Raw genomic sequence first — 21523 nt, forward strand, 5'->3', positions numbered from 1 at the left:
TTTCGTTCACCGAACTCGGCGACTTGGCGAGCGATCCTTCAAACCACCGCGGGAAGATTATTGCCGCCACGGATTTCGCGTTTCGGGGGTTCGAAAGTCGAGGGCTCGCGCATGGATACTCGGGTCAAGCCCGAGTATGACCGAGAGGAAAAGGAGCGACTTCCGACTCTCAGCACGGCGGGGTGAATTTCGCCCATAGTCGATCGAGTGAATTTGCGACGAGAGCATTGACGGCTACCGCGTCCAGACGTAGCGGAATTGTCGGCCACACCCACTCCCGCGTCATCCTCGGGCTTGACCCGAGGATCCATGCACAAGCACCATCGTCGGCATGGCCGGATACGTCTACATCGTTACGAATCAAATGCGCGGAACGCTCTGTATCGGCGTCACGTCAGATCTTGAGCGCCGCATCTTCGAGCATCGAGAAGGGCTAACACCGGGCTTCGCATCGAAATACGGCTGCAACCGACTCGTCTGGTACGAAGAACATCTGCAGATCGGCACCGCTATCCAGCGCGAGAAATCTCTCAAGCGCTGGTACCGACAATGGAAGGTCGAATTGATCGAGAAGATGAATCCGGGCTGGCGCGACCTCTATTTTGAGCTTTGGTGAGAGCTTGTGCGTGGATCCTCGGGTCAAGCCCGAGGATGACGGGTGGGGAGGTCGGCGCACTGAAGCTGCGTAGCGACTGCCCAAGCCGCCGACCGCCTGAGTTGGTGCCAACCAAAAAGCAGCCCCCGCATGACTAAGCGTGGCGGGGTCAATTGCGGTCCCTCGTCCTTCGCCATCCGCGGGCTTGATCCGAGGATCCATGCACACGCCTCAAAACAAATATCGCTTCGAAATCCGATCGACCGCCCGTCCGTCCTTCAGCGGCACCGCCTTGTCGATCTTGTAGTCGACGAAGCCCATCTTGCTGTAGTAGGCGAGGCCGCCGACATTGTCGGCGCGGATCGTGGCATTGATTGCGGTAAGCCCGGAATCGCGGGCATGCGCTTTCGTCGCGGCGAATAGCGCCGTGCCGGCGCCGGGAAGCTTCGCGTGCGGCCGGGCGAAGGTGCCGATGTCTGCCCAGCCTTCGGGGAGGCTGTCAAAGCGCTCTAGGGCCTGAAAGGCGCAGGGCTGGCCTGAACCATCCTCGGCGACGAAGCAACTGACGAAGCCCGGGCCTGCCAGAAAATGGTCGACGAAGCTCTCATGCGTGAATGGCGCTTTATGCGCCGTGGTGCCGCCGATCCTGATGATCTCGTTCAGGAAGGCGCAAAGCGCCGGCACATCCGCGAAGCGCGCCGGGCGAACTTTGATCGCTATTTCGGCCATTGTGACTCGTCCTTCCTTTGTCAGCGCAAAACCCGCGCCGGATTCCCCACAACCCTCGCGCCCGCCGCCACGTCCCGCGTCACCACCGCCCCCGCCCCGACGATCGCGCCGTCGCCGATCGTCACGCCGGCCAGGACAATCGCACCGCCGCCGATCCAGACGTCCTTGCCGATCGTCACCGGCTGGGCGATTTCCAGGCCGGCGCGGCGCAGCGCCACGTCCTTGTGATGCTCGGCGCAGTAGATATGGACGCCGGGACCCAGCATCGAGCCATCGCCGATCGCGACCGGGGCGCTGTCGAGAATGGTGCAGCCGGCATTGAGGTAGGCGCCGGCGCCAAGCGTGATGTTGATGCCGTAGGAGCAATGGAACGGCGCCTCGATGAAGACGTCCGCCGCGACGGCTGCGAAGATCGCCTCGAGCGCCGACGCCATGCGGCCGCGCTCGTCCGGTGCCATCGTGTTGTGCTCGTGAACCGCTCGGCGGGCGGAGGCGCGCAGTGCGTCGAGTTCCGGGTCGAGGCAGGTGTACCACTCGCCCGCCGCCATCTTCTTGCGCTCGCTTTTCGTCATGGCCTCGCCTGCCCTTTTGCCTTGGTGCGTGCCTCATTGAGGCGATCGAGGCTCTCTTGCGGCCATTCCGCCTGCGTATCGTAATAGGCTTCGAAGACCCTGGCGCCCGCCGGCAGCGGCACCCAATCGAGTTTCGAGCGCGTGTAGATGTGCACGTCCGGCGGAAATTCGGACGGCCGGTCGAGCGTCGCGAGACGCAGGAAGGAGAGCCACTTGCGCCGGCCGTAGTCGCTCCAGAGCGCCGACTGGCAATCGGTGCAGCGATAGACGTCATGCGGCCGGCCGCTGTCGGTCGATAGCGAAACCATGACCGGCTCGCCTTGAAGAAGCTCGAGGTTTTCCGCCTCGACGAGGCCGTTGATGACGAAGGCGCTGCCGAGCTGGCGCTGGCAATCGCGGCAATGGCAGCAATGGACGAACATCGGCCGACGTTTCAGACGGTAGCGGATGCGGCCGCAAAAGCAGCCGCCTTCGATCGCTTCACTCATGCTTCGCTCCTCCCGCCGTCAGATGACCACGGGCGAAGCTGCCGTTCAAGTAGGCTGAGATGCGGCCGGAACACTTCGGCCGCGTCTCGGTACAAGGTTCAGAATTGCTTGCCGAGCTTGGCGTCGACCGACTGGCCGTTGGCGCCGCGGATGGCGAAGAAGAAGGTGATCGCGGCCCAAAGGATCGACTTCTCGGCGCCGCCGAGGCCCTCACCCTGGACGATGCCGTGGAAATAGACGGTGACGAGCAGCACGATGGTGGCCGCAAAGGCGGCGGGCCGGGTTAGGAAGCCGATGGCGAGGAAGATGCCGCCGAAGAATTCGGTGGCCGAAAGCAGCGGCGACCAGAAGACGCCCGGATAGAAGCCGAGCCCTTCGACCATGCCGGCGGCGCCGAACGGATCGAGGATCTTGCTGTAGCCATGGGTGACGAGCAGCGCGCCGGCGAGAACGCGCAGCAGCGTCTCGGCGAAAGTATCGAGCGGCAGGTAGATCTTTTCGAGCGCCGGCAGGATCGTCCGCGGGCGGCTTTTGGTTGCAGTGGTCATGCTATCCCTCTCGCAAAGTGTTGCAATGCGAAGTCTCTTGCCGCACATGTCTTCAAAAACAAGGACCGCGCGATAAAAACATGATTGCTCGAGTTGACAATTGTGTGAAGAGCCAGTGAGGCGCCGGTTGTTCCGCGCCAGCCACAAAGCTATGGTGGCCGAAACAGGATATTGTCAGATGAGTGAGAAGCCGCGCGTCACGATCCTTTATTGCACCCAGTGCAACTGGCTACTGCGCGCCGGCTGGATGGCGCAGGAGCTGCTGTCGACCTTTGCCGACACGCTCGGCGAGGTGGCGCTGATCCCCGGCACCGGCGGCAATTTCGAGATCCGCGTCGATGGCGAGCTCGTCTGGGAGCGCAAGCGCGACGGCGGCTTTCCGGGGCCAAAGGAATTGAAGCAGCGAATCCGCGACGTCATCGAGCCGGAGCGCGATCTCGGCCACGTCGACAGGAGCTGAACTCCTGGATCTCGCCACGCTTGCCGGCGTCTTCGGCGCAGCCTTTCTCTCCGCGACCTTGCTGTTCGGCCTGTCGGAAGCGGCGGTGGTTGCTGCGGCTCTTTCAGCCGAGGCGACCCGGGCCGCGCTGTTTCTCGCAGCGACGGCGGGCAATGTGCTCGGCGCGCTGGTGAATTACGCCCTCGGCCGCTTCGCGATCCGCTTCGAGGGCCGGCGCTGGTTTCCGGTCTCGCCGCGGGCGCGGCAAAAGGCCGAAACGCTCTTCGCGCGATACGGCCAGCCGGTGCTGCTTTTCTCCTGGCTACCGATCGTCGGCGATCCGCTGACGCTCGCGGCGGGCTTGCTCCGCACGCCGCTCGCCGCCTTCCTCGCTTATGTGACGATCGGCAAGGCGGCCCGCTATGCCGCGCTGCTGTGGATGATGCCTTGAAGAGGTGACTGGGATCGGCCCCCACGTCGCCGCCCCGAATTGTGCGCGGGCTGTATGCCTCGTCTCACTGGCGCACCCCACCAAGATCCTCGGGCTTGACCCGAGGATCTAAACACAAACACCGGTGCACGCGCTTTTCAGAACTGGCGTAACCAAGTTTCGACTGTTTGAGGCATGGGCATGGATCCTCCGGTCAAGCCCGAGGATGACGCTGGAGTGGAGAAAATCGGGATTTGGCAAAGGACCGCAGTGCCCGAGACTCACCCCGAGAACCGACAAGCCTGCCCTTAGCTATGGGCGAAAATATCCGTCTCTTCCCAGCCGAGCAGGTCGAGCTTGGCGCGGGTCGGCAGGAAGGCGAAGCAGGCTTCGGCGTGGTCGATGCGGCCGTCGCGCATGAGGCGCGCCGTCAGCTTGTCCTTGAGCGCATGCAGGTGGAGCACATCCGAGGCGGCGTATTCGAGCTGCGCCGGCGAGAGGATTTCGGCGGCCCAGTCGGAGGACTGCTGCTGCTTGGAGATATCGATGTCGAGCAGTTCCTTGAGATTGTCCTTGAGGCCGTGCCGGTCCGTATAGGTGCGGGTCAGACGCGAGGCGATCTTGGTGCAGAAGACCGGAGTGGCGGTAACGCCGAAAGTGTGGAACAGCACGGCGATGTCGAAGCGGCCGAAGTGGAAAATCTTCTGGCGGGCCGGATCGGCAAGCATGGCAACGAGGTTCGGCGCCTCTTTCTGTCCGGCGGCGATGCGGATCACGTCGGCGGTACCGTCGCCCGGCGAAAGCTGCACGACGCAGAGACGGTCGCGGCGGGGAACGAGGCCGAGCGTTTCCGTGTCGATGGCGATCGCGCCGGTGTAGCGGGCCGCGTCGGTTGCGGAAATATCACCTTCGTGGAACCGTATTGTATTCGCCATCGAGAATCCCCAGATCGTGAGCTGCATGGTTCCTTAAAGCGGATTCGATTTAAGGAACCATGCAGTGATTCAAAGTAGCAGCACTTCGCCGCGTCTGATGCGGCGGCGCTGTAGAGTGTAGCTGGCCTATAGCGCAAGTTTGTCGGCCGCGATACCGTGTCCCTGCGTCGGCGTTCCGCCGCCGTGCTCCGAGAGTCCGCCGGCATGAGTTCCTTCCGTTCCGCACTATCGCTTTTCCTGGCCGCCCTGGTGCTGAGCCTCTTCACCAGTGCCGCCCTGGCGGACGGGACGCGTCTCAATTTCGCCCAGAGCTTTCATGACCTTCCCGGCGTGCGGCCAGTGAACCCGTTGCAGGACGGCGAGAGCACCGTCTGCGAGCAGGTCTTCATCGACCGCTACGGGCCGTTCGAACCCTCTCATGGCCGCCCTCGTTTCGATACGATCTACCGATGCCGCAAGGGCGACGGGCCGGTCTTTCAAAGCGGCCGACTGCCGCCGTCGCTCGAACGGCAGAAGCGCGGCCTGAACTATTGAATGCGGCGGCTTTCTCGGCTGGAGAGGGAGGAAAGACAATGCCCGAGACGAAGCGACCGCTTGTCATCAGCGCGCCGGCGCCGCGCACGCTTGAGCTGATCTTCAGCCGGCAAACGCGAGGTGAACTCGATCGACGCTATCGCATCGTCGAGGCCGATCCGGAAAACATTGCCGGGCTCGATCACGCAACGCTTGGCGAGGTTCGCTACATCATCGGCCAGCCGCCGCTGGACGAGCGGACGCTCGAACGCATGCCGCAGCTGCGCGCCATCCTCAATGTCGAAAGCAACCTCCTCAACAACATGCCCTATGAGGTGCTTTTCCAGCGCGGCATTCACGTGGTGACGAGCGGGCAGGTGTTCGCCGAGCCGGTGGCGGAACTGGGGCTCGCCATGGCGCTCAATCTCGCCCGGGGCATCGTCGATGCCGATCTCGCCTTCCGCGAGGGACGCGAGCTCTGGGGCGGCGAAGGCAACGCTTCGGCGCGGCTCCTCTCCGGCTCCGAGATCGGCATCGTCGGCTTCGGCGATCTCGGAAGGGCGTTGAACCGGGTGCTTTCCGGTTTTCGCGCCAGGATCCGCGTCCATGATCCCTGGCTGCCCGCCTCCATTCTCACCGACGCCGGGGTTGAGCCGGCCTCGCTCGAGACGGTGCTCTCGATCAGCGATTTCGTCTTCGTCGTCGCCGCCGTCACCAGCGAGAATGAAGGTTTTCTCGCTGCCGAAGCCTTCGCCAAGATGCGGCCCGGAGCGGCCTTCATTCTGCTCAGCCGCGCCGGCGTCGTCGACTTCGATGCGCTGATCGCCGCGGTCGAAAGCGGCCGGATCGTCGCGGCGAGCGACGTCTTCCCGGAAGAACCGCTTCCGCTCGACCATCCGGTCCGCCGGCTTCCCGGCTTCCTGCGCTCGGCGCATCGCGCCGGCGCGCTCGACCAGGCGTTCAAGAAGATGGGCGAGATGGTGCTCGAGGACATGGACTTGATGGACCGCAACCTGCCGCCGATGCGCTGCAAGCGGGCGGAACGGGAGACGGTGGTGCGGATGCGGTCCCGGCCGGTCAGCGTCAATTGACGCCGCCCTGCTGACAACGGCAACAAACGGCCCTATGCAAGCCCGCGCGATAGCGCCAAGATCAATTTTAGGTTCAGGACCTAGCCAATCCGCATAGGGGCACGGACATGCGCGGCTCTAAGGAGAACAAGCGTCTCGATACCTGGACGCTCCGGTCGCTGCTGAGCCTCGTCATGGTCGCCGTGCTCGTCGTCGTGTCCGCCACCCTCGTAGGGCTCGACTACCGCCGCGCCCGCAACGCCGCAATCGAGGATGCCGAGGCCAACATGGGCGCCTTCGTCGATCGCCTCGTGGATCGGCTCGGTATGCTTTCCGGGGACACGTCGGCGCTGGTCAGCCTCGTGGCATCTGTCGCCAACGCCTTTCTGGTACCGCCGCCGCAGCGCATGAACGACAAGGTGGCGCTGCTGCGCGAAGGCATCATCCGCTCGCCGCATATCGACGGCGTCTATGTCGGCTATCCGAGCGGCGCCTTCTTCCACGTAGTCGATCTTCGCTCGTCTGCCTGGCGGATGGCACTCGACGCGCCGCGCGGCGCGACGCTCGCGGTGCGTTCGATGGAGCGCGACGACCAGGGAAGGGGGCTTTATCGGATCCTCTTCCTCGACGAAAGCGGCCTGCAGTTTGCCGAACGCCGCGTGCCCTCGACCGCCTACGATCCGCGGACGCGCCCCTGGTACCGCGCGGCCGTCAATGGCAAGGCGCCGATGTCGGTCGGCCCCTACGAGATGGCAACGACGGGCAAGCTCGGCATGACCATTTCGCAGGCTCATCGCGGCAATCCGCAGATCGTCATCGGCGCCGACGTCGTCGTGGACACGATCACCGATTTCCTGTCTCGCGAACGGCTGACGGTCGACTCCGTGTCGCTGGTTCTCGATGCTGTCGGAAGGCCGATCATCCATTCGGATCCGATGGCGATGAAGCGCATTCTGGCTACGAAGGACAGCACCACTCCGGTCGCGGTGCCTGAGGCCGATCCGCTCGTCGAAAGCATCCGGCGCAATCCGCCGGCCCCGGGCAAGGCGGTCCTGGTCGATGTCGGCGATCGCACCTATCTCGTCGCGGTGACGCCGATCCAATCGGCGCAGCTTCTAGCGGGCCACCGGATCGTGGTCGCGGCGCCGCTCGACGAGTTGATGGCCGCCGCCAACGAGACTCTCGTCCAGGGCCTCGCCATCTCCGGTTCGGTGGTGGTGCTTGCCGTCCTCTTCTCGCTAGTCCTCGCGCATCTGATCACCAAGTCGCTCAACCAGCTGACCGCCAGTGCCAATCGGCTGCAGGATCTCGATTTCGCAACGCCGATCAAGGTCTCCTCGCACGTGGCGGAAATCTCGACCCTCAACAGCGCGATGAACAGGGCCCGCGATGCGATCTCCACCTTTGCGCTTTACGTGCCGCGCGAACTGGTGCGCAAGGGCATCGAATCCGGGCGGTTCGCCGGTCGCGCCGGCTGGCGCCAGGAGGTGACGGCGCTGTTCACCGACATCTACGATTTCACGACGATCAGCGAACACCACTCGCCGGAGGCGGTGGTGGCGATGCTGTCGGAATATTTCGACATCTTCAGCGAGGTGGTCGCCGCCCATGAAGGCACAATCATCCAGTTTCTCGGCGATTCGGTCTTTGCCATGTGGAACGCGCCAGTCGCCGATCCGCACCATGCCGAACACGCCTGCCGCTGCGCGTTGGCGGTCGAAGAGCGGCTCGCCGCCTTCAACGCCAGCCAGCGGGAGAGGGGGCTGCCGGAGTTCCGTACCCGCTTCGGCCTCCATACCGGTCCGGCCGTCGTCGGCAGCGTCGGCGCCAAGGAGCGCCTGCAATATACCGCCATGGGCGACACGGTGAACGTCGCCTCGCGGCTCGAGGGCATGAACAAGGACTACGGCACCACGATTCTCGCGAGCGGCGCCGTGGTGGCGCAGTGCAGCGAGGTGATCGCCTTCCGCCCGCTCGGCCTTGCCCAGGCGAAGGGGCGAGCCACTGCTCTGGAAATCTACGAGGTGCTGCCGACCGCCGCGAACGCCGGACAGCCACCCGGCGAAGAGGCGGGCACGGCGGCGTAGGGCGTCAGCATGCCCGCTTTTGCCTTGATCGCAAAAATGCAAAAAGCCCGGGAATCCGGGCTTTTTCTGCATTTCTAAAGGGAAATGGTGCCCAGAAGAGGACTCGAACCTCCACGCCTCGCGGCACAGGTACCTGAAACCTGCGCGTCTACCAATTCCGCCATCTGGGCGACGGACCGGCATGTAAAAGGCCGGGGGCGAAGTGTCAACAGGCATTTTGAAGTTTTCGCGTCAGGATGCGAAAAAGCGCCGGCAAGCGGCCGCTTCGGCGTAATCCGCTTTCCGCCGATCCCGACGAGCGTTCCAACGCGCCACGACAGGCAAGAATTCCAGTGACATGAGCGCCGGAGAGGCGCATGCTTCTGCGGACGACTGGACCGCGCGGAGATCCGGGCCTGAGTACGCGTGTGCGCGCCGAGAGTCATGAAATAGAACCAACCAAACAAATGTCTTCGGAGAAGGGGCAGGAACCAGAAAGCACGTCTTTCGGAAAGTGAGGAGAAAATGACGGGATTTCGGAATTTCGTTATGAGCTGCGCTTTGGCGGCCGCCTCCATGATCCCCCCCGCAGCGCCCGTCCAGGCCATGCCGCGTCCGGCGCTCGACATAGAGATCAAGGCGCCCGCAGGCGTCCAAACTGTCACCCACCGCGGATACTATGGTCGGGGCTATTACCCGCGCTGGCGCGGCGGCTATTACGGCGGCTGGCCGGGCTACCATCACGGCTATCGGCGAGCCGGAATCACCTTCTATTTCGGGACGGGTGGATACTATCCGCGTCACCATTACTATGGGAACCGCTATTATTACGGCACCCGCTATTACGGCCCAGGCTACTACCCCGGCTATTATCCATACCGGTATTACGGCGCTCCGTACCGCTATTATCGTCCCGGTTACTACGGCCATCGGTACTACAGATACGGCTGGTAACGGCTCGCTCAAATGAGGCTCGGCGGCGGCTTTTCGCCGGGCCTGCCTGATGCCTGAAGCTGCGACGCGAGCAGACTGCCGCGTCCCGCCCCTGGGACCTGCGGCCTATCTTCTCCTGACGATCCCGAGCCGCGCCATGACTTCCCCCGGAATGCCGTAGCGGCGCACCGCGTCGCGGCTGTCGCGCAATCCGCAGATTTCCCGCTGGATCAGGAAGGCCCAGACGGCGTCAGCCGCCTCGTCGAGCAGCCGCTGGCGTTCCTCCGGCCGGCCCCGATCCCGGTCGAAGCCGGTAAGGGCGGCGAGCGCTTTCTCGACCTTGAGGCCATGGCGCCCCAGGGCGTCGGCGCGCTCGGCCATCAATTCGTATTCGAGGACGTTCACGCCGCTTCCGGCATCGAAACGGCTGAGCGCTTGCGGCGGACGGAATGTCATCGGCAGCTCCATCGGGACTGGCCCTCATAGGATGGACCGGCGGGAGCCCTCCGGCAAGAGCGAAGCCTTGGACGCATGATCCGGTTGGCGAGGCCATCGGAAAAAGCGCCCCCTGCCGCAGCCATGGTTAACACTTCCTAAACTTCTTCGCTCTATATTCGGTCATCATGCCAAGTCCCATGCCAGCGGCTAGCCGCCGCGGGGCCGGCCCATCGGCCGATATGCGCATGAGGCGCCCTCTAGCAGCAAGGACGTTCGATGGCGAGCGCGGCTCCGCGATGGCGCCGCCGCACGCAATTGGAGATGAGGATGCCGATACCTATTGGCACGATCAGGAACGCAACCACGCTCGGCGACGATCTCGTCCAGGCCGTCCGGCGGGTCCTGCCGCCTGCCGGCCAGCGCGCCGAGGCGATCCAGAAGCTGCTCGACATCCTCGGACGTCATCTCTCGGGCAAGGAGGTCCTTCCTCGCGAGGCGCTGATGCGGCTCATAGAGGATCTTGCCCGCGTCCTCAAGTTTCCGCCGCTGCCGCAGGAAGGCGGCCGCGCCTTTGTCCGGCGTCTCGTCGAACTCATGGAATCCCTGCCGCTGCCGGAGCGTCAGGCGATAGAGAGGCAGCTTGGCGGCGGCCTCGCGCGACGCCTGGCTGTCCTGACGCGAAGCGGGCCATCGGCAGGATTCGCGAACCCCACGACGCCGTTGCCGGCCGGCCACACGGGAATACGGAATTTGCCGCTGCCGCTGCCGGCCGCCCCGCACCTTGCCGTCGCCTCGATGCCCTCGCCCAACGACCTGGCGCTGCTGCAGGCGATGCTGCGGAAAACCTATGGTGCCGATGACGGTGCATCCGCCGAGCCGGTTCTGGAAGAAATGCCGCGAGAGCCCGGTGCACCGGCCCGGGCAGAGGAACCGCCGGTCCCGGCCCCAACGCCGCGATCGACGAGCAATGGCGATAGTGCTGCGCCTGCGCCTTCTGCCGTGGCCACGGAGGACGGCCTCGAGCCGGCCGAGGCGATAGAGCCGGCTTTGGCTGAGGCTTCGGAAGATGCCGCGGCTTCGACGGACGACGTATTGCCGGCTCGTTCTGAAGGCGATGACGTGGCCGCCCAGCATCGGGCCGCCGAGTTGCCGGACGGCGGGGCGGAGCAGATTTTTGGCGAAGCGGAACCGGCCGGCGCGCAAGCGCCGACCAGGGGGTCGGAAGGATTCGAGGCGGACGGAACCTATGGGCCGACGCGCGCCAAAGGAAGCGACGCACGGGCACCGGTCCAGGCCGCGGCGCCTCCGGAAATCGTGCCGGAGTCCGCACTCGCCGATGCCGTCGATGCGCTCCTGCAAGTGAGTCTCGATCTGCCGGAAGGCGTGGCGGAGGACCGGCGAGCGCCGGCATCGGGGGAAGGCGAACGAGAAGCTGTGCGGACGCGGCCGGCGCCTGATTTGCCCGAGCGGCTGCCGGAGGCTCCGCCCCCCGGCAGTGCCGCCGAGGACGGGCAGCCCATCTCCGAACCGGTCGCTGCGGAAAAGCCGGACGCCGCCCTGCGAGGTTCGGCTGCCGTTCAAGGGCAAGCGCCGGCGGGCGAAGACGTCGCCATGCAACAGGCCGTCGCTCTCCTCGTCGAGAGCGGTCTGCCGGAGATCATCCCCTTCGCAATGGTGCCCTATCTGCCGGCAAAGGAGGAGGCGGAAGACGAAGCCGACCGGACCGACCGCCATCCAGCCGATAAGGGCGAGGACGACAGCACCGGCAAAGACGACCGGGAAGAGGCGAGGCGAGGGCAAGATCCCGAAGGCGACGGCGACGATGCGGTCGATGCCAAGGCAAGCGACGCCTATGACCTCTACAGGAAACTCGGCGATCTCGGTTGAACGCCGAACCAAGAGCAATCGCAGCCCAAAAAAAGCCCGCGGAGATCGCTCTCCGCGGGCTTATCATTTCCAGCCTGACAACGATTACTCGTTGCTCTGACGGTTCTTCAGAGCAGCACCCAGGATGTCGCCGAGCGAGGCGCCCGAGTCGGATGAACCGAACTGAGCGACGGCTTCCTTCTCTTCCGCGATTTCCAGAGCCTTGATCGACAGCTGGATCTTGCGGTCCTTCTTGGAGAAGTTGGTGACGCGGGCGTCGACAACCTGACCGACCGAGAAGCGCTCCGGACGCTGTTCGTCGCGGTCACGCGACAGATCGGCGCGGCGGATGAACGAGGTGATGTCTTCGTGGTTGACGAGCTTCACTTCAATGCCGCCATCGTTGACGCCGATGACTTCGGCCGAAACGACGGCGTTCTTGCGCAGTTCGCCGGAAGCAGCCGCTTCACCGACGGCGTCCTTGCCGAGCTGCTTGATGCCGAGCGAGATCCGCTCCTTCTCGACGTCGACATCGAGAACGACAGCACGGACGACATCGCCCTTGTTGTATTCCTCGATGACCTGCTCGCCCGGACGGTTCCAGTCGAGGTCTGAAAGGTGGACCATGCCGTCGACGTCGCCGTCGAGGCCGATGAACAGGCCGAATTCGGTCTTGTTCTTGACTTCGCCTTCGACTTCGGTACCAGCCGGATGGCTATGCGCGAAGGCCTGCCACGGGTTCTCGAGCGTCTGCTTGAGGCCGAGCGAGATACGGCGCTTGGTCGGATCGACTTCGAGAACGACCACGTCGACTTCCTGGCTGGTGGACAGGATCTTGCCGGGGTGAACGTTCTTCTTGGTCCAGGACATTTCGGAGATGTGGATCAGGCCTTCGATGCCCGGCTCCAGCTCGACGAACGCACCGTAGTCGGTGATGTTCGTGACCGTACCGGTGATCTTCTTGCCGACCGGGTACTTCGCACCGATACCATCCCACGGATCGGACTCGAGCTGTTTCATGCCGAGCGAGATGCGGTGGGTTTCCTGGTTGATGCGGATGATCTGAACCTTGACCTGCTGGCCGATGCTCAGGATCTCCGACGGATGGTTGACGCGGCGCCATGCCATGTCGGTGACGTGCAGCAGGCCGTCGATGCCGCCGAGGTCGACGAACGCACCGTAATCGGTGATGTTCTTGACGACGCCCTCGACAACCTGGCCTTCCTCGAGGTTCTGAACGATTTCAGAACGCTGCTCGGCGCGCGACTCTTCGAGAACCGTGCGGCGCGAAACGACGATGTTGCCGCGGCGCTTGTCCATCTTGAGGATTTCGAAGGGCTGCGGATTGTGCATCAGCGGCGTGACGTCGCGGATCGGACGGATGTCGACCTGCGAACGCGGCAGGAAGGCTACGGCGCCGTCGAGATCGACGGTGAAGCCGCCCTTGACCTGGTTGAAGATGATGCCTTCGACGCGTTCGCCGGCTTCGAACTTCACTTCCAGGCGCTGCCAGCTCTCTTCGCGGCGAGCCTTCTCGCGCGACAGAACGGCTTCGCCGAGCGCGTTTTCGATACGCTCGACATAGACCTCGACTTCGTCACCGACCTTGAGCGAGCCGTCCTTGGCCTTGGCGCCGAATTCCTTCAACGGAACGCGGCCTTCGACCTTCAGACCGACATCGACGATGGCGACGTCCTTTTCGATGGCCGTGATGACGCCCTTGGCGACATAGCCTTCGGCGAGGTCCGTCTTGGCGAAGGACTCTTCGAGAAGTGCGGCGAAATCATCACGGGTGGGGGTGGTTGCAGACATGTAATCTCCTGCTGCATCTCCTGGCGGAGACGCATGTGCGCCGGGGGCTAGCGTTAAAAGGGCCTGAACCCAGTCCGCCCTTCTTAAAGGGCAATCCGGCGCATGGACGGAATTTCAGGCTTTTCGAGAAAGACGGTTTCGGCCGGAACCGGAAACAGGGCTTTCTTCAAATCTTCTCTTTCAGGGCAGCGTCGATCAGCGTCTTCGCCGCCTGGAATGCGGCCTCTATACCCATTTCGGACGTGTCGAGCAAGTGCGCATCCTCGGCGGGCTTCAGCGGGCTGTCGGCCCGGCCCATGTCGCGCTCGTCGCGCTTTTTGACGTCCTCGAAGATCGCCCCGTAATCGGCCGTGCCGCCGCCGGCAATGATCTCGTCATAGCGCCGCTTGGCCCGCACTTCCGGCGAGGCGGTGACATAGAGCTTTACCGCCGCATCCGGGCAGACGACGGTGCCGATGTCGCGCCCGTCGAGCACGGTCCCGGGCTCCCTCAGCGAAAAGCCACGCTGCGCCTCGACCAGCGCTCGCCGCACCGCCGGCATGACGGCGATCTTCGAGGCCGCCTCGCCGATCTGATGCGCGGACAGTACCGAACGATCGAGTCCGGCAAGCTCGATCTCGCGCGCCATCCTCTCGGCCACCGCCTCATCATCGAGCGACAGCCCAGCATCGAGGAGCGCCTTGGCCGTGGCACGATAGGTGAGCCCCGTGTCGAGATGGTGGAAGCCGTATTCCTCGGCGATGCGGCGCGAAAGCGTGCCCTTGCCGGAGGCGGCGGGTCCGTCGATGGCGATGATGATCATATTTGGTCCTGCGGTCGTTTCTGCGGGGCCTGTTAGATCAAAATCGACGGAGAATCCACGATCATTCGATAATTTACGGTTTGCCGGCCTGTTGCGTATGGGCCGGGTAGGGCGCTGATCAGCGGTGGTACTATTCAGAGCGACATCCAACTGCATGCCGGGCAAACAATAGGGGAATTCTTTCGTCCGACTGAAGAAAACCACGATTATTTCGCGTCAAACTATTTAAACGTGATTTCAAACCCGTCCACGGGCTCATATCGTACCGCTTTGCCGTCCTTGTTCTTGGTGGAACCTAAATCACTCCTGTGAGTTTTGCCACAGCGTGAAGAATAAGGAGAAGTTAAATGGCTGATAGAGGTCCAACAGTTGTGAATACTGGTAGTGGCGGCGGCTGGGCCGTGGCTATAGTGTTGGTTCTGCTTGTCGTCGGCGCCTTGTTCCTCTTTGGCGGCGACCTGTTCGATGGTGCCGGCGGCGGAGGTGACACGGATGTCAATGTCAACGCCCCGACCATCGAAACACCGGCTGGTGGGCAGGGAACGCAACAGGCGCCTGAAGGCGGGCAAACCACGCAACCCGCTCCCACAGGAGGACAGGGTACTCAGCAAGCCCCATCGGGTGGCACGCAGTAACGTATGAGCCGTCGCTTTCGGGCGACGGCTCATAAGCGAGGCTGCGGGGAAGGTCGGCTACAGGGGTGCTCATGACACCGCGTCAGCCTCGTTGCGACTTCGCTTTGCAGAGATTTGGTTCCACGCGAGTCCGACCGATGTCCTGTTATATCGATCACTCGATCTTCGCACCCAACCCCGTCATCAAATCCATGAATTCCGGGAAGCTGGTGGCAATCATCGTTGCGTCGTCGATGGTCACCGGATGCTCGGAGGCCAATCCCATGACAAGGAAGCTCATGGCGATGCGGTGGTCGAGATGGGTTTTCACCTGAGCGCCGGCGGCACTACCGAGACTCTTGCCGTCCGGGCGGCCGCGCACGACGAGCGAGGCTTCGCCCTCGTCGCAGTCGACGCCGTTGAGCTTCAGGCCGTCGGCGACGGCCGAAAGGCGGTCGGATTCCTTGACGCGCAGTTCGTCGAGGCCGTTCATCACGGTGGCGCCGTCGGCAAAGGCGGCGGCGACGGCGAGCACCGGATATTCGTCGATCATCGACGGGGCGCGCTCTTCCGGCACCGTGACGCCCGTGAGCTCCGAATGGCGGACGCGCAGATCGGCGACGTCCTCGCCGCCGGCAAGGCGCCGGTTCATGACCTCGATATTGGCGCCCATTTCCTGCAGCGTCAGGATCAGCCCGGTGCGGGTCGGGTTCATCAGCACGTTGAGGATGATGACGTCCGAGCCCGGGACGAGCAGCGCCGCCACCAGCGGGAAGGCGGTGGAGGAGGGATCGCCCGGCACGTCGATGACCTGGCCGGTGAGCTTGCCGCGGCCCTCGAGGCGGATGGTGCGCACGCCGTCTGAACCGGTCTCGACCGTCAGGTTGGCGCCGAAGCCCTGCAGCATCTTTTCCGTATGATCGCGGGTCATCACCGGTTCGATGACGGTGGTGATGCCCGGCGTGTTGAGGCCGGCGAGCAGAACGGCGGATTTCACCTGGGCGGAGGCCATCGGCACGCGATAGGTGATCGGGTTCGGCGTCTGCGGCCCGCGCAGCGTCACCGGCAGCCGGTCGCCCTCGGCCGACTTCACCTGCACGCCCATCTGACGCAGCGGGTCGAGCACGCGGCCCATTGGCCGCTTGGTCAGCGAAGCGTCGCCGACGAAGGTGGAATCGAAATCATAGACGCCGACAAGACCCATGGTTAGTCGGCAGCCGGTGCCGGCGTTGCCAAAATCGAGCGGCGCTTCCGGCGCCAGCAGGGCGCCGTTGCCGACGCCGTTGATGATCCAGGTGTCGCCATCCTTGCGGATCTTCGCACCCATCGCCTGCATGGCCTTGCCGGTATTGATCACGTCCTCGCCCTCGAGCAGTCCGGTGATGCGCGTCTCGCCCGAGGCAAGGCCGCCGAACATGAAGGAGCGGTGCGAGATCGACTTGTCGCCGGGAATGCGCACGGTGCCCTTGAGATCGGCAGACTTCTTGGCGGTGGCGGGCCGCGGGCTCAGGCCATGGGACATGATATTTACCTCTGACAATCCGGCTCGTCGGCGGTCCAGGGACAAGCGCTGCTTGGGGTTGAACGAGGAACCGCCGGTGTTGCGCGCTCCCTAACATAAAGAGCAATAGGGGTCATCCTCCCCCAAGAAGAAAATCCGGCGCAGCCGGCCCCGGAAGTTTGCCTTTGACAGACGACACCAAGACGATTATGGGGACCGGCTAATCATCATCAGCTTGATACCTTTCTAACCGCCGGCTTTACCGGCAAGAGCCGGCTCGCCGGCCATTCAAGAGGCTTTGACTGTGGCAAAACCGGAACTTGGAACAAAGCGCATCGACCCGGAAACGGGGCGCAAATTCTACGATCTGAACCGTGACCCGATCGTCTCCCCCTATACCGGCAAGTCCTATCCGCTGTCGTTCTTCGAGGAAACCTCCGTCGCCAAGGTGCTCGAGAAGGAGGAAGAGGAAGACGTCACGGAAGTCGATGCAGAGAACACCGAAGTCGAACTCGTTTCGCTCGAGGATGCCGACGACGAGGCATCGGGCGGCGACGACCTGCCGGATCTCGGCGATGACGACGTCGAGATCGACGGCGACGACGACGACACCTTCCTCGAGGCCGACGACGAAGACGATGACGACGACATGAGCGACCTTATCGGCGTCTCCGACGAGGACGAGGACGTCTAAGGCGTTCAAAAGTCGGATAAAAGCTGCTCCGGCCGCGCGATCATGCAGCGGCCGGGCGGCCGGCCGGAAAGGAAGATAAAATTTCTCCGGCCTTTAATTTTCGGCTTGCCATCTGCCAAAAGCAGAAGTAATAAGCCGCCACTCGCTGGGCACGACGCCCGACGAACTTCCCGGAACCGGCACTGCCGGACCCTTGATGGGGCTATAGCTCAGCTGGGAGAGCGCTTGCATGGCATGCAAGAGGTCAGCGGTTCGATCCCGCTTAGCTCCACCAAAATTTCCCAAGCAGCCCTCAGTCCGCACGAACCCCGGCTACTGACGTAAGATTTGCCTTCGTGGGGTTGCGCGCCTCGAACATCAGGCACATTCCGTTTCGATAGAACGAAAAGCCTTGGCAAGATGGAGTGAGGACGCACTGATCCTGACAGGCGGCCAGACTGAAGTTCTTGATCCTCGCGAACGGTTTGCCCACGATCTCGACGTTTCTGCTCGTCCGAAATGCGACCGAAGGGCCAAAATCGTGGCCGACCCTGCTGATGTCGCTCGTCTGACCATAGTAGCCGGAAACGGCGCCCGAAAACTGTAGCGCTTCGGTGGCCATTCCTTTCAGGAAGCAAGCGCTGTGAATTTGATTGAAGGTGAAGGCAGAGCAGCGGTCGGTGGCTTGGCAGGCCGACTGGCACTGCGCGGCGGTCTCGAGCTTCAGCGGCATGCCGGGTAGGTCGTAGCCCGGAAGATCGGTGTAGTCGAAATAGAGCCAGCTTCGCTGCGGGACAGTGGATTCCGGCACGGAGAGATTGGCTTGTTCTTCTGCGGCTCCGCCAAAGGGCACTGGTGCACCTGCGGCGGTGTCACCTAGATGCAAGACCTTCACATCCAGGCCGATCCGCTCCGCATCATCCGCCGTCAGCCACTGCATGGAGGAGGGGCCGGTCGCGGTGACATAGACGATGATATTCGGATTAAGGTTGAGCTGCTGGAGGTATGAGCCGACCAGGGCATTGCCCGCACTGCTTACATCTTGCCGACCCGCCTCGTTGACGAAGGCTGCATGAAATCCGATCTTGGATGTTGGAGAAAGCAGCCGTTTGTGGCCAGCCAGCCAAGCCAACCCACATGACGATGCACACACATGTTGATCCGCAACGGCCGTATAGAAGCCTTTGATCGCAATCGTTCGGCCGATCTCAATACCGACTTGTACAAGGCCACCGGGGCTGTTGAACGCAACGACGGCTCGTTCGGCCGTGATCGCCATATTCTTGAAACGGGTGTCGTCGCCTTCGATAAATTCGCCGTCGACAAGGATCAGATGAATGCTCTCCGAGAGCTTCTCCATTTGAAGCTGTGCGGCGCCGGCATTGAGCGGCATCATCCACAGGAAGCCAAGTACTAAAGCTAAGCGTTTGAACACGAACGCCCCTCAACGCGATCCCAAGGTTGAGTGAAGTCCGCTTTGCATCCGGAGTCAAAACGGACAAATTGATGAGAGACTTAGTCGAGAGTGGCATGTCTGGACGGTGAAGCCGCCTAAGGACTTTGCGAAATCTTAACCGACCGGAACAAGAACGATCATCATGTTCCTCGCCTCCAAAATCTTCTGGCTCATTGCCCAGCCGCTCTCCGTTGCTTTCTTCAGCATCCTCTTCGGCGTGCTGCTGATCTTCTCCCGCTTCCGCCGGAGCGGCGGCATCTTCGCTTCGCTCGGTCTCTTGGTGCTGTTCCTCAGCCTGTTCACCACCGCCGGCCCCTATTTCCTGCAGATCCTCGAAGACCGGTTTCCCCGACCCTTGGCCCCGCCGGCGGGAATCTCCTGCATCATCGTGCTCGGCGGCGCCTTTGAGAATGTGGTGATCGCAAGCCGCGGCGGTATCGAGTTCAACCAGGCGGCCGATCGCTTCATCGAGGCGGTCCGGCTCGCCAAGGCCTATCCGGCGGCGCGCGTTCTGGTTTCGGGCGGCGACGGCTCGATCACAGGCGCCTATGAAGGCGATGCGCGGGCCTCGCAAGGCTTTTTCGGCGCCTTCGGGATCGCGGCCGATCGGGTGATCCGCGAGGAAGCCTCGCGCACGACTTTCGAGAACGCCCGCTATACGAGGGATCTCCTCGCGACGAACGGGCTCGAACGCTGTGCTTTGGTCACTTCGGCCTATCATATGCCACGCTCGATCGGCCTCTTCCGCGCCAACGGCATCGAGGTCGTGCCCTGGCCGGCGGACTACCGGACGAGCGGCAAGGTGCGGCTCGTCTTTGATTTCACTCAGCCCTTGCTCAATGCGCAGCTGGCGACGACGGCCGCCAAGGAATGGACGGGGCTTCTCGCCTATTATCTGCTCGGCCGCACGCAGACGCTGCTGCCAGAGTGATACAGGCGTGGACGGCAATACGGCAGCGAGAGCGCGCGTGCCTCCTGACTTGTCGGCGACGCCGCGTTAATGATCTTGAATTGCCAATTCGGGCGTCGTCCAAGCGGAGCATCCATGCCGATCCTCGAAATTCTCGACTATGCCGGCATCGCCGTGTTCGCCGCGACCGGCGCGCTTTCTGCCTCGCGCAAGCAACTCGACATCGTCGGTTACCTGTTCCTCGCCTCCGTCACCGGCATCGGCGGCGGCACGATGCGTGACGTGATCCTCGGCGCGACGCCGGTTTTCTGGGTGATGAACCCCGCCTATGTCTTGGTCTGCGTCGCGGTCGGGTTCCTGGTGTTCCTGACATCGCACCGTTTCGAGTCGCGTTACCGGCTGCTCGTCTGGCTCGATGCGGTCGGGCTTTCCGCCTATTGCGTCATGGGCGCGGCGAAGGGATTGGCGGCGACCGGCTCGCCGACGGTTGCGATTGTCACCGGCATGCTGACGGCGACCTTCGGCGGCATCCTGCGTGATCTCTTGGCCGGTGAGCCGTCAGTGCTGTTGAGGCCGGAAATCTATGTCACCGCCGCACTCGTCGGCGCCGGCGCCTTCGTGGTGGCGACGCTGATCGGCCTGCCACTTGCCGCGAGTTCAGCGCTCGGCGTTGCGGCTGCCTTTGCGGTCCGCGGGGGGGCACTTCGCTATGGCTGGACGCTGCCGGCCGGCAAGGCCGGGCCAGGCCGTGATCCAGACGAGGTCATGTAGACTCAGCGGTGGGTCTTGCGGCGCAGACGGACGACCACGTCGACATGGGAGATCTCCATGCCTTCCGGCGCCTCCGGGAGGTTGCCGATCTGGATGTTGCTCACCGGAATGTCGAGGACCTCGTTCTGGCCCTCGATAAAGAAATGGTGGTGATCCGAAACATTCGTGTCGAAATAGGTCTTGGCGCTCTCGACGGCGAGAACACGGATCATGCCGGCTTCGGTGAACTGGTGCAGGGTGTTGTAGACGGTTGCGAGCGATACGGGCACGCCCGCCTCGACCGCCTCCTCATGCAGTTCCTCGACGGTCAGGTGACGGTCGCCCTTGGCGAAAATCAGATCCGCGAGCGCGATGCGCTGGCGCGTCGGGCGCAGGCCCGAATTGCGCAGCCTCTCCTGCGAAGAGATTTCCGTTGCTTTCGTCATGCGCAGCCGTTCCGATATTCCTGCCAAGATTATGGAGTATCAGCTTGCGATATAACTTCTGCCGCCGAGGCTTTCAATAGATTCCGCCCCTGGAAGGACCTGCAAAGGCCTGAAAAACGGCCTAAAGGGGGGGAAGGCTGGCATTTAACTCTGGCAGAGGCCACATACATACTGTAAGCGACGGCGGAACGCCATCGCCTAGGGAGCGGCGCTTAGGACAATGCGAGACGGGTTTTTCCACCCGCATGTCGCTCTGCTTGGACGACGGTGACAGACTGCAACCGGCAGCGACCATAACGGGCCGCGCTTCAATTCAGGCCGAACTTGCTCTAAAGCAGGTCGGAGAACTTTTGAGAACTCGGGGAAGCAACCATTCATGACCACCAGGCAATCCAGCTTCAGCTATGAGGAAATCCTTGCCTGCGGCCGAGGCGAACTGTTTGGCCCCGGCAATGCGCAGCTGCCGCTGCCGCCGATGCTGATGGTCCATCGCATCACGGAGATTTCCGAAACGGGCGGCGACTTCGACAAGGGATTTATCCGCGCCGAATACGACGTCAGTCCGGACGACTGGTATTTCCCATGCCATTTCCGGGGCAACCCGATCATGCCCGGCTGCTTGGGCCTCGACGGCATGTGGCAATTGACCGGCTTCTTCCTGGGCTGGCTCGGCGAACCGGGCCGCGGCATGGCGCTGTCGACCGGCGAAGTGAAGTTCAAGGGCATGGTTCGTCCCCATACCAAGCTGCTTCAATACGGAATCGACTTCAAGCGGGTCATGCGCGGGCGCCTCGTCCTCGGCACCGCCGACGGTTGGCTGAAGGCCGATGGCGAGACTATCTATCAGGCGACCGATCTGCGTGTCGGTCTGTCCAAGGACAAGGCCGACTAAGCCGCGGGACGTCTCCCGCATCCAGCGAGATAAAGAAAAGGTCAT

The 21523-nt window shown here is 63.1% G+C and carries 23 protein-coding genes and 2 tRNA genes; 13 read left to right on the forward strand and 12 right to left on the reverse strand.

The window, feature by feature from the left end; translation table 11 throughout:
* Positions 1-331 precede the first annotated feature (331 nt).
* On the forward strand, positions 332-616 hold the full coding sequence (locus NXT3_RS01190; RefSeq protein ID WP_097525461.1) for a GIY-YIG nuclease family protein: 285 nt from the start codon (positions 332-334) through the stop codon (positions 614-616).
* Between the two features lie 210 nt (positions 617-826).
* On the opposite strand, the gene NXT3_RS01195 is transcribed toward NXT3_RS01190, so the two are convergent.
* The 4 genes from NXT3_RS01195 to NXT3_RS01210 form a co-directional block, all read right to left on the reverse strand.
* Entirely contained in the window at positions 827-1324 is a 498-nt protein-coding gene (locus NXT3_RS01195; protein ID WP_037422355.1) for a GNAT family N-acetyltransferase, read from the reverse strand.
* Positions 1325-1344: 20 nt separating this feature from the next.
* A complete protein-coding gene (locus tag NXT3_RS01200; RefSeq protein WP_097525463.1) occupies positions 1345-1896 on the reverse strand; it encodes a sugar O-acetyltransferase in 552 nt (183 codons plus the stop codon).
* A complete protein-coding gene (locus NXT3_RS01205; protein WP_097537676.1) occupies positions 1893-2384 on the reverse strand; it encodes a GFA family protein in 492 nt (163 codons plus the stop codon). The genes NXT3_RS01200 and NXT3_RS01205 overlap by 4 nt, the downstream gene beginning before the upstream one ends.
* Positions 2385-2482: 98 nt before the next feature.
* Entirely contained in the window at positions 2483-2932 is a 450-nt protein-coding gene (locus NXT3_RS01210) for a DoxX family protein (protein ID WP_104838669.1), read from the reverse strand.
* A gap of 178 nt (positions 2933-3110) precedes the next feature.
* Here NXT3_RS01210 and NXT3_RS01215 point away from each other — a divergent pair, with 178 nt between their 5' ends.
* Together NXT3_RS01215 and NXT3_RS01220 are read left to right on the forward strand one after the other, a co-directional pair.
* Complete coding sequence (locus NXT3_RS01215; protein WP_026622927.1) at positions 3111-3392, forward strand: Rdx family protein; 282 nt, start codon at positions 3111-3113, stop codon at positions 3390-3392.
* Between the two features lie 85 nt (positions 3393-3477).
* The gene (locus NXT3_RS01220) at positions 3478-3822 is read left to right on the forward strand and encodes a YqaA family protein (RefSeq protein WP_104839910.1); all 345 of its coding nucleotides are present in this window, start codon (positions 3478-3480) and stop codon (positions 3820-3822) included.
* A 287-nt stretch (positions 3823-4109) separates the two neighbouring features.
* On the opposite strand, the gene NXT3_RS01225 is transcribed toward NXT3_RS01220, so the two are convergent.
* Complete coding sequence (locus NXT3_RS01225) at positions 4110-4736, reverse strand: ribonuclease D (RefSeq protein WP_097525656.1); 627 nt, start codon at positions 4734-4736, stop codon at positions 4110-4112.
* A gap of 204 nt (positions 4737-4940) precedes the next feature.
* Here NXT3_RS01225 and NXT3_RS01230 point away from each other — a divergent pair, with 204 nt between their 5' ends.
* The 3 genes from NXT3_RS01230 (at position 4941) to NXT3_RS01240 (ending at position 8406) form a co-directional block, all read left to right on the forward strand.
* Positions 4941-5270 carry a hypothetical protein gene (locus NXT3_RS01230; RefSeq protein WP_037422339.1) on the forward strand — a complete coding sequence of 110 codons (330 nt, stop codon included), beginning with the start codon at positions 4941-4943 and terminating at the stop codon, positions 5268-5270.
* Between the two features lie 38 nt (positions 5271-5308).
* On the forward strand, positions 5309-6340 hold the full coding sequence (locus NXT3_RS01235; protein WP_104838670.1) for a hydroxyacid dehydrogenase: 1032 nt from the start codon (positions 5309-5311) through the stop codon (positions 6338-6340).
* Between the two features lie 107 nt (positions 6341-6447).
* Positions 6448-8406, forward strand: coding sequence for an adenylate/guanylate cyclase domain-containing protein (locus NXT3_RS01240; protein WP_104838671.1), 1959 nt, complete (start codon positions 6448-6450; stop codon positions 8404-8406).
* 85 nt (positions 8407-8491) lie between these two features.
* Here NXT3_RS01240 and NXT3_RS01245 read toward each other — a convergent pair.
* Positions 8492-8576, reverse strand: a tRNA-Leu gene (locus tag NXT3_RS01245).
* Positions 8577-8910: 334 nt separating this feature from the next.
* Here NXT3_RS01245 and NXT3_RS01250 point away from each other — a divergent pair.
* Positions 8911-9339, forward strand: coding sequence for a hypothetical protein (locus NXT3_RS01250; protein WP_037422335.1), 429 nt, complete (start codon positions 8911-8913; stop codon positions 9337-9339).
* Positions 9340-9444: 105 nt separating this feature from the next.
* On the opposite strand, the gene NXT3_RS01255 is transcribed toward NXT3_RS01250, so the two are convergent.
* Complete coding sequence (locus tag NXT3_RS01255) at positions 9445-9774, reverse strand: DUF6665 family protein (RefSeq protein WP_097525657.1); 330 nt, start codon at positions 9772-9774, stop codon at positions 9445-9447.
* Positions 9775-10083: 309 nt separating this feature from the next.
* On the opposite strand from NXT3_RS01255, the gene NXT3_RS01260 reads away from it, so the two are divergent.
* Positions 10084-11643, forward strand: coding sequence for a hypothetical protein (locus NXT3_RS01260; RefSeq protein WP_104838672.1), 1560 nt, complete (start codon positions 10084-10086; stop codon positions 11641-11643).
* An 84-nt stretch (positions 11644-11727) separates the two neighbouring features.
* Here NXT3_RS01260 and rpsA read toward each other — a convergent pair whose 3' ends face one another.
* The 3 genes from rpsA to aroA form a co-directional block, all read right to left on the reverse strand.
* On the reverse strand, positions 11728-13434 hold the full coding sequence (rpsA, locus tag NXT3_RS01265) for a 30S ribosomal protein S1 (protein ID WP_037422333.1): 1707 nt from the start codon (positions 13432-13434) through the stop codon (positions 11728-11730).
* Positions 13435-13600: 166 nt separating this feature from the next.
* Positions 13601-14236 (reverse strand): (d)CMP kinase, encoded by a 636-nt coding sequence (gene cmk, locus NXT3_RS01270; protein WP_104838673.1) that lies wholly within the window; start codon positions 14234-14236, stop codon positions 13601-13603.
* A gap of 789 nt (positions 14237-15025) precedes the next feature.
* Positions 15026-16372, reverse strand: coding sequence for a 3-phosphoshikimate 1-carboxyvinyltransferase (gene aroA, locus NXT3_RS01280; protein WP_104838674.1), 1347 nt, complete (start codon positions 16370-16372; stop codon positions 15026-15028).
* 283 nt (positions 16373-16655) lie between these two features.
* Between aroA and NXT3_RS01285 the strand changes: the two genes are divergently transcribed.
* Both NXT3_RS01285 and NXT3_RS01290 read left to right on the forward strand, forming a co-directional pair.
* Positions 16656-17045, forward strand: coding sequence for a TIGR02300 family protein (locus NXT3_RS01285; protein ID WP_037422328.1), 390 nt, complete (start codon positions 16656-16658; stop codon positions 17043-17045).
* A 198-nt stretch (positions 17046-17243) separates the two neighbouring features.
* A tRNA-Ala gene (locus NXT3_RS01290) sits at positions 17244-17319 on the forward strand.
* 18 nt (positions 17320-17337) lie between these two features.
* Here NXT3_RS01290 and NXT3_RS01295 read toward each other — a convergent pair.
* The gene (locus NXT3_RS01295) at positions 17338-18459 is read right to left on the reverse strand and encodes a PAN domain-containing protein (protein ID WP_158665311.1); all 1122 of its coding nucleotides are present in this window, start codon (positions 18457-18459) and stop codon (positions 17338-17340) included.
* 163 nt (positions 18460-18622) lie between these two features.
* Between NXT3_RS01295 and NXT3_RS01300 the strand changes: the two genes are divergently transcribed.
* Positions 18623-19411: a YdcF family protein gene (locus NXT3_RS01300; RefSeq protein ID WP_104838676.1), complete on the forward strand. Its 789-nt coding sequence runs from the start codon at positions 18623-18625 to the stop codon at positions 19409-19411.
* Between the two features lie 114 nt (positions 19412-19525).
* Positions 19526-20161: a trimeric intracellular cation channel family protein gene (locus NXT3_RS01305; protein WP_037422322.1), complete on the forward strand. Its 636-nt coding sequence runs from the start codon at positions 19526-19528 to the stop codon at positions 20159-20161.
* Between the two features lie 2 nt (positions 20162-20163).
* On the opposite strand, the gene irrA is transcribed toward NXT3_RS01305, so the two are convergent.
* Positions 20164-20586, reverse strand: a complete 423-nt coding sequence (irrA, locus tag NXT3_RS01310; RefSeq protein WP_097537686.1) for an iron response transcriptional regulator IrrA — start codon at positions 20584-20586, stop codon at positions 20164-20166.
* 376 nt (positions 20587-20962) lie between these two features.
* Here irrA and fabA point away from each other — a divergent pair, with 376 nt between their 5' ends.
* A complete protein-coding gene (fabA, locus tag NXT3_RS01315; RefSeq protein ID WP_037422317.1) occupies positions 20963-21478 on the forward strand; it encodes a 3-hydroxyacyl-[acyl-carrier-protein] dehydratase FabA in 516 nt (171 codons plus the stop codon).
* Positions 21479-21523 lie beyond the last annotated feature (45 nt).

The organism is Sinorhizobium fredii, assembly GCF_002944405.1.
GTDB lineage: Bacteria > Pseudomonadota > Alphaproteobacteria > Rhizobiales > Rhizobiaceae > Sinorhizobium > Sinorhizobium fredii_C.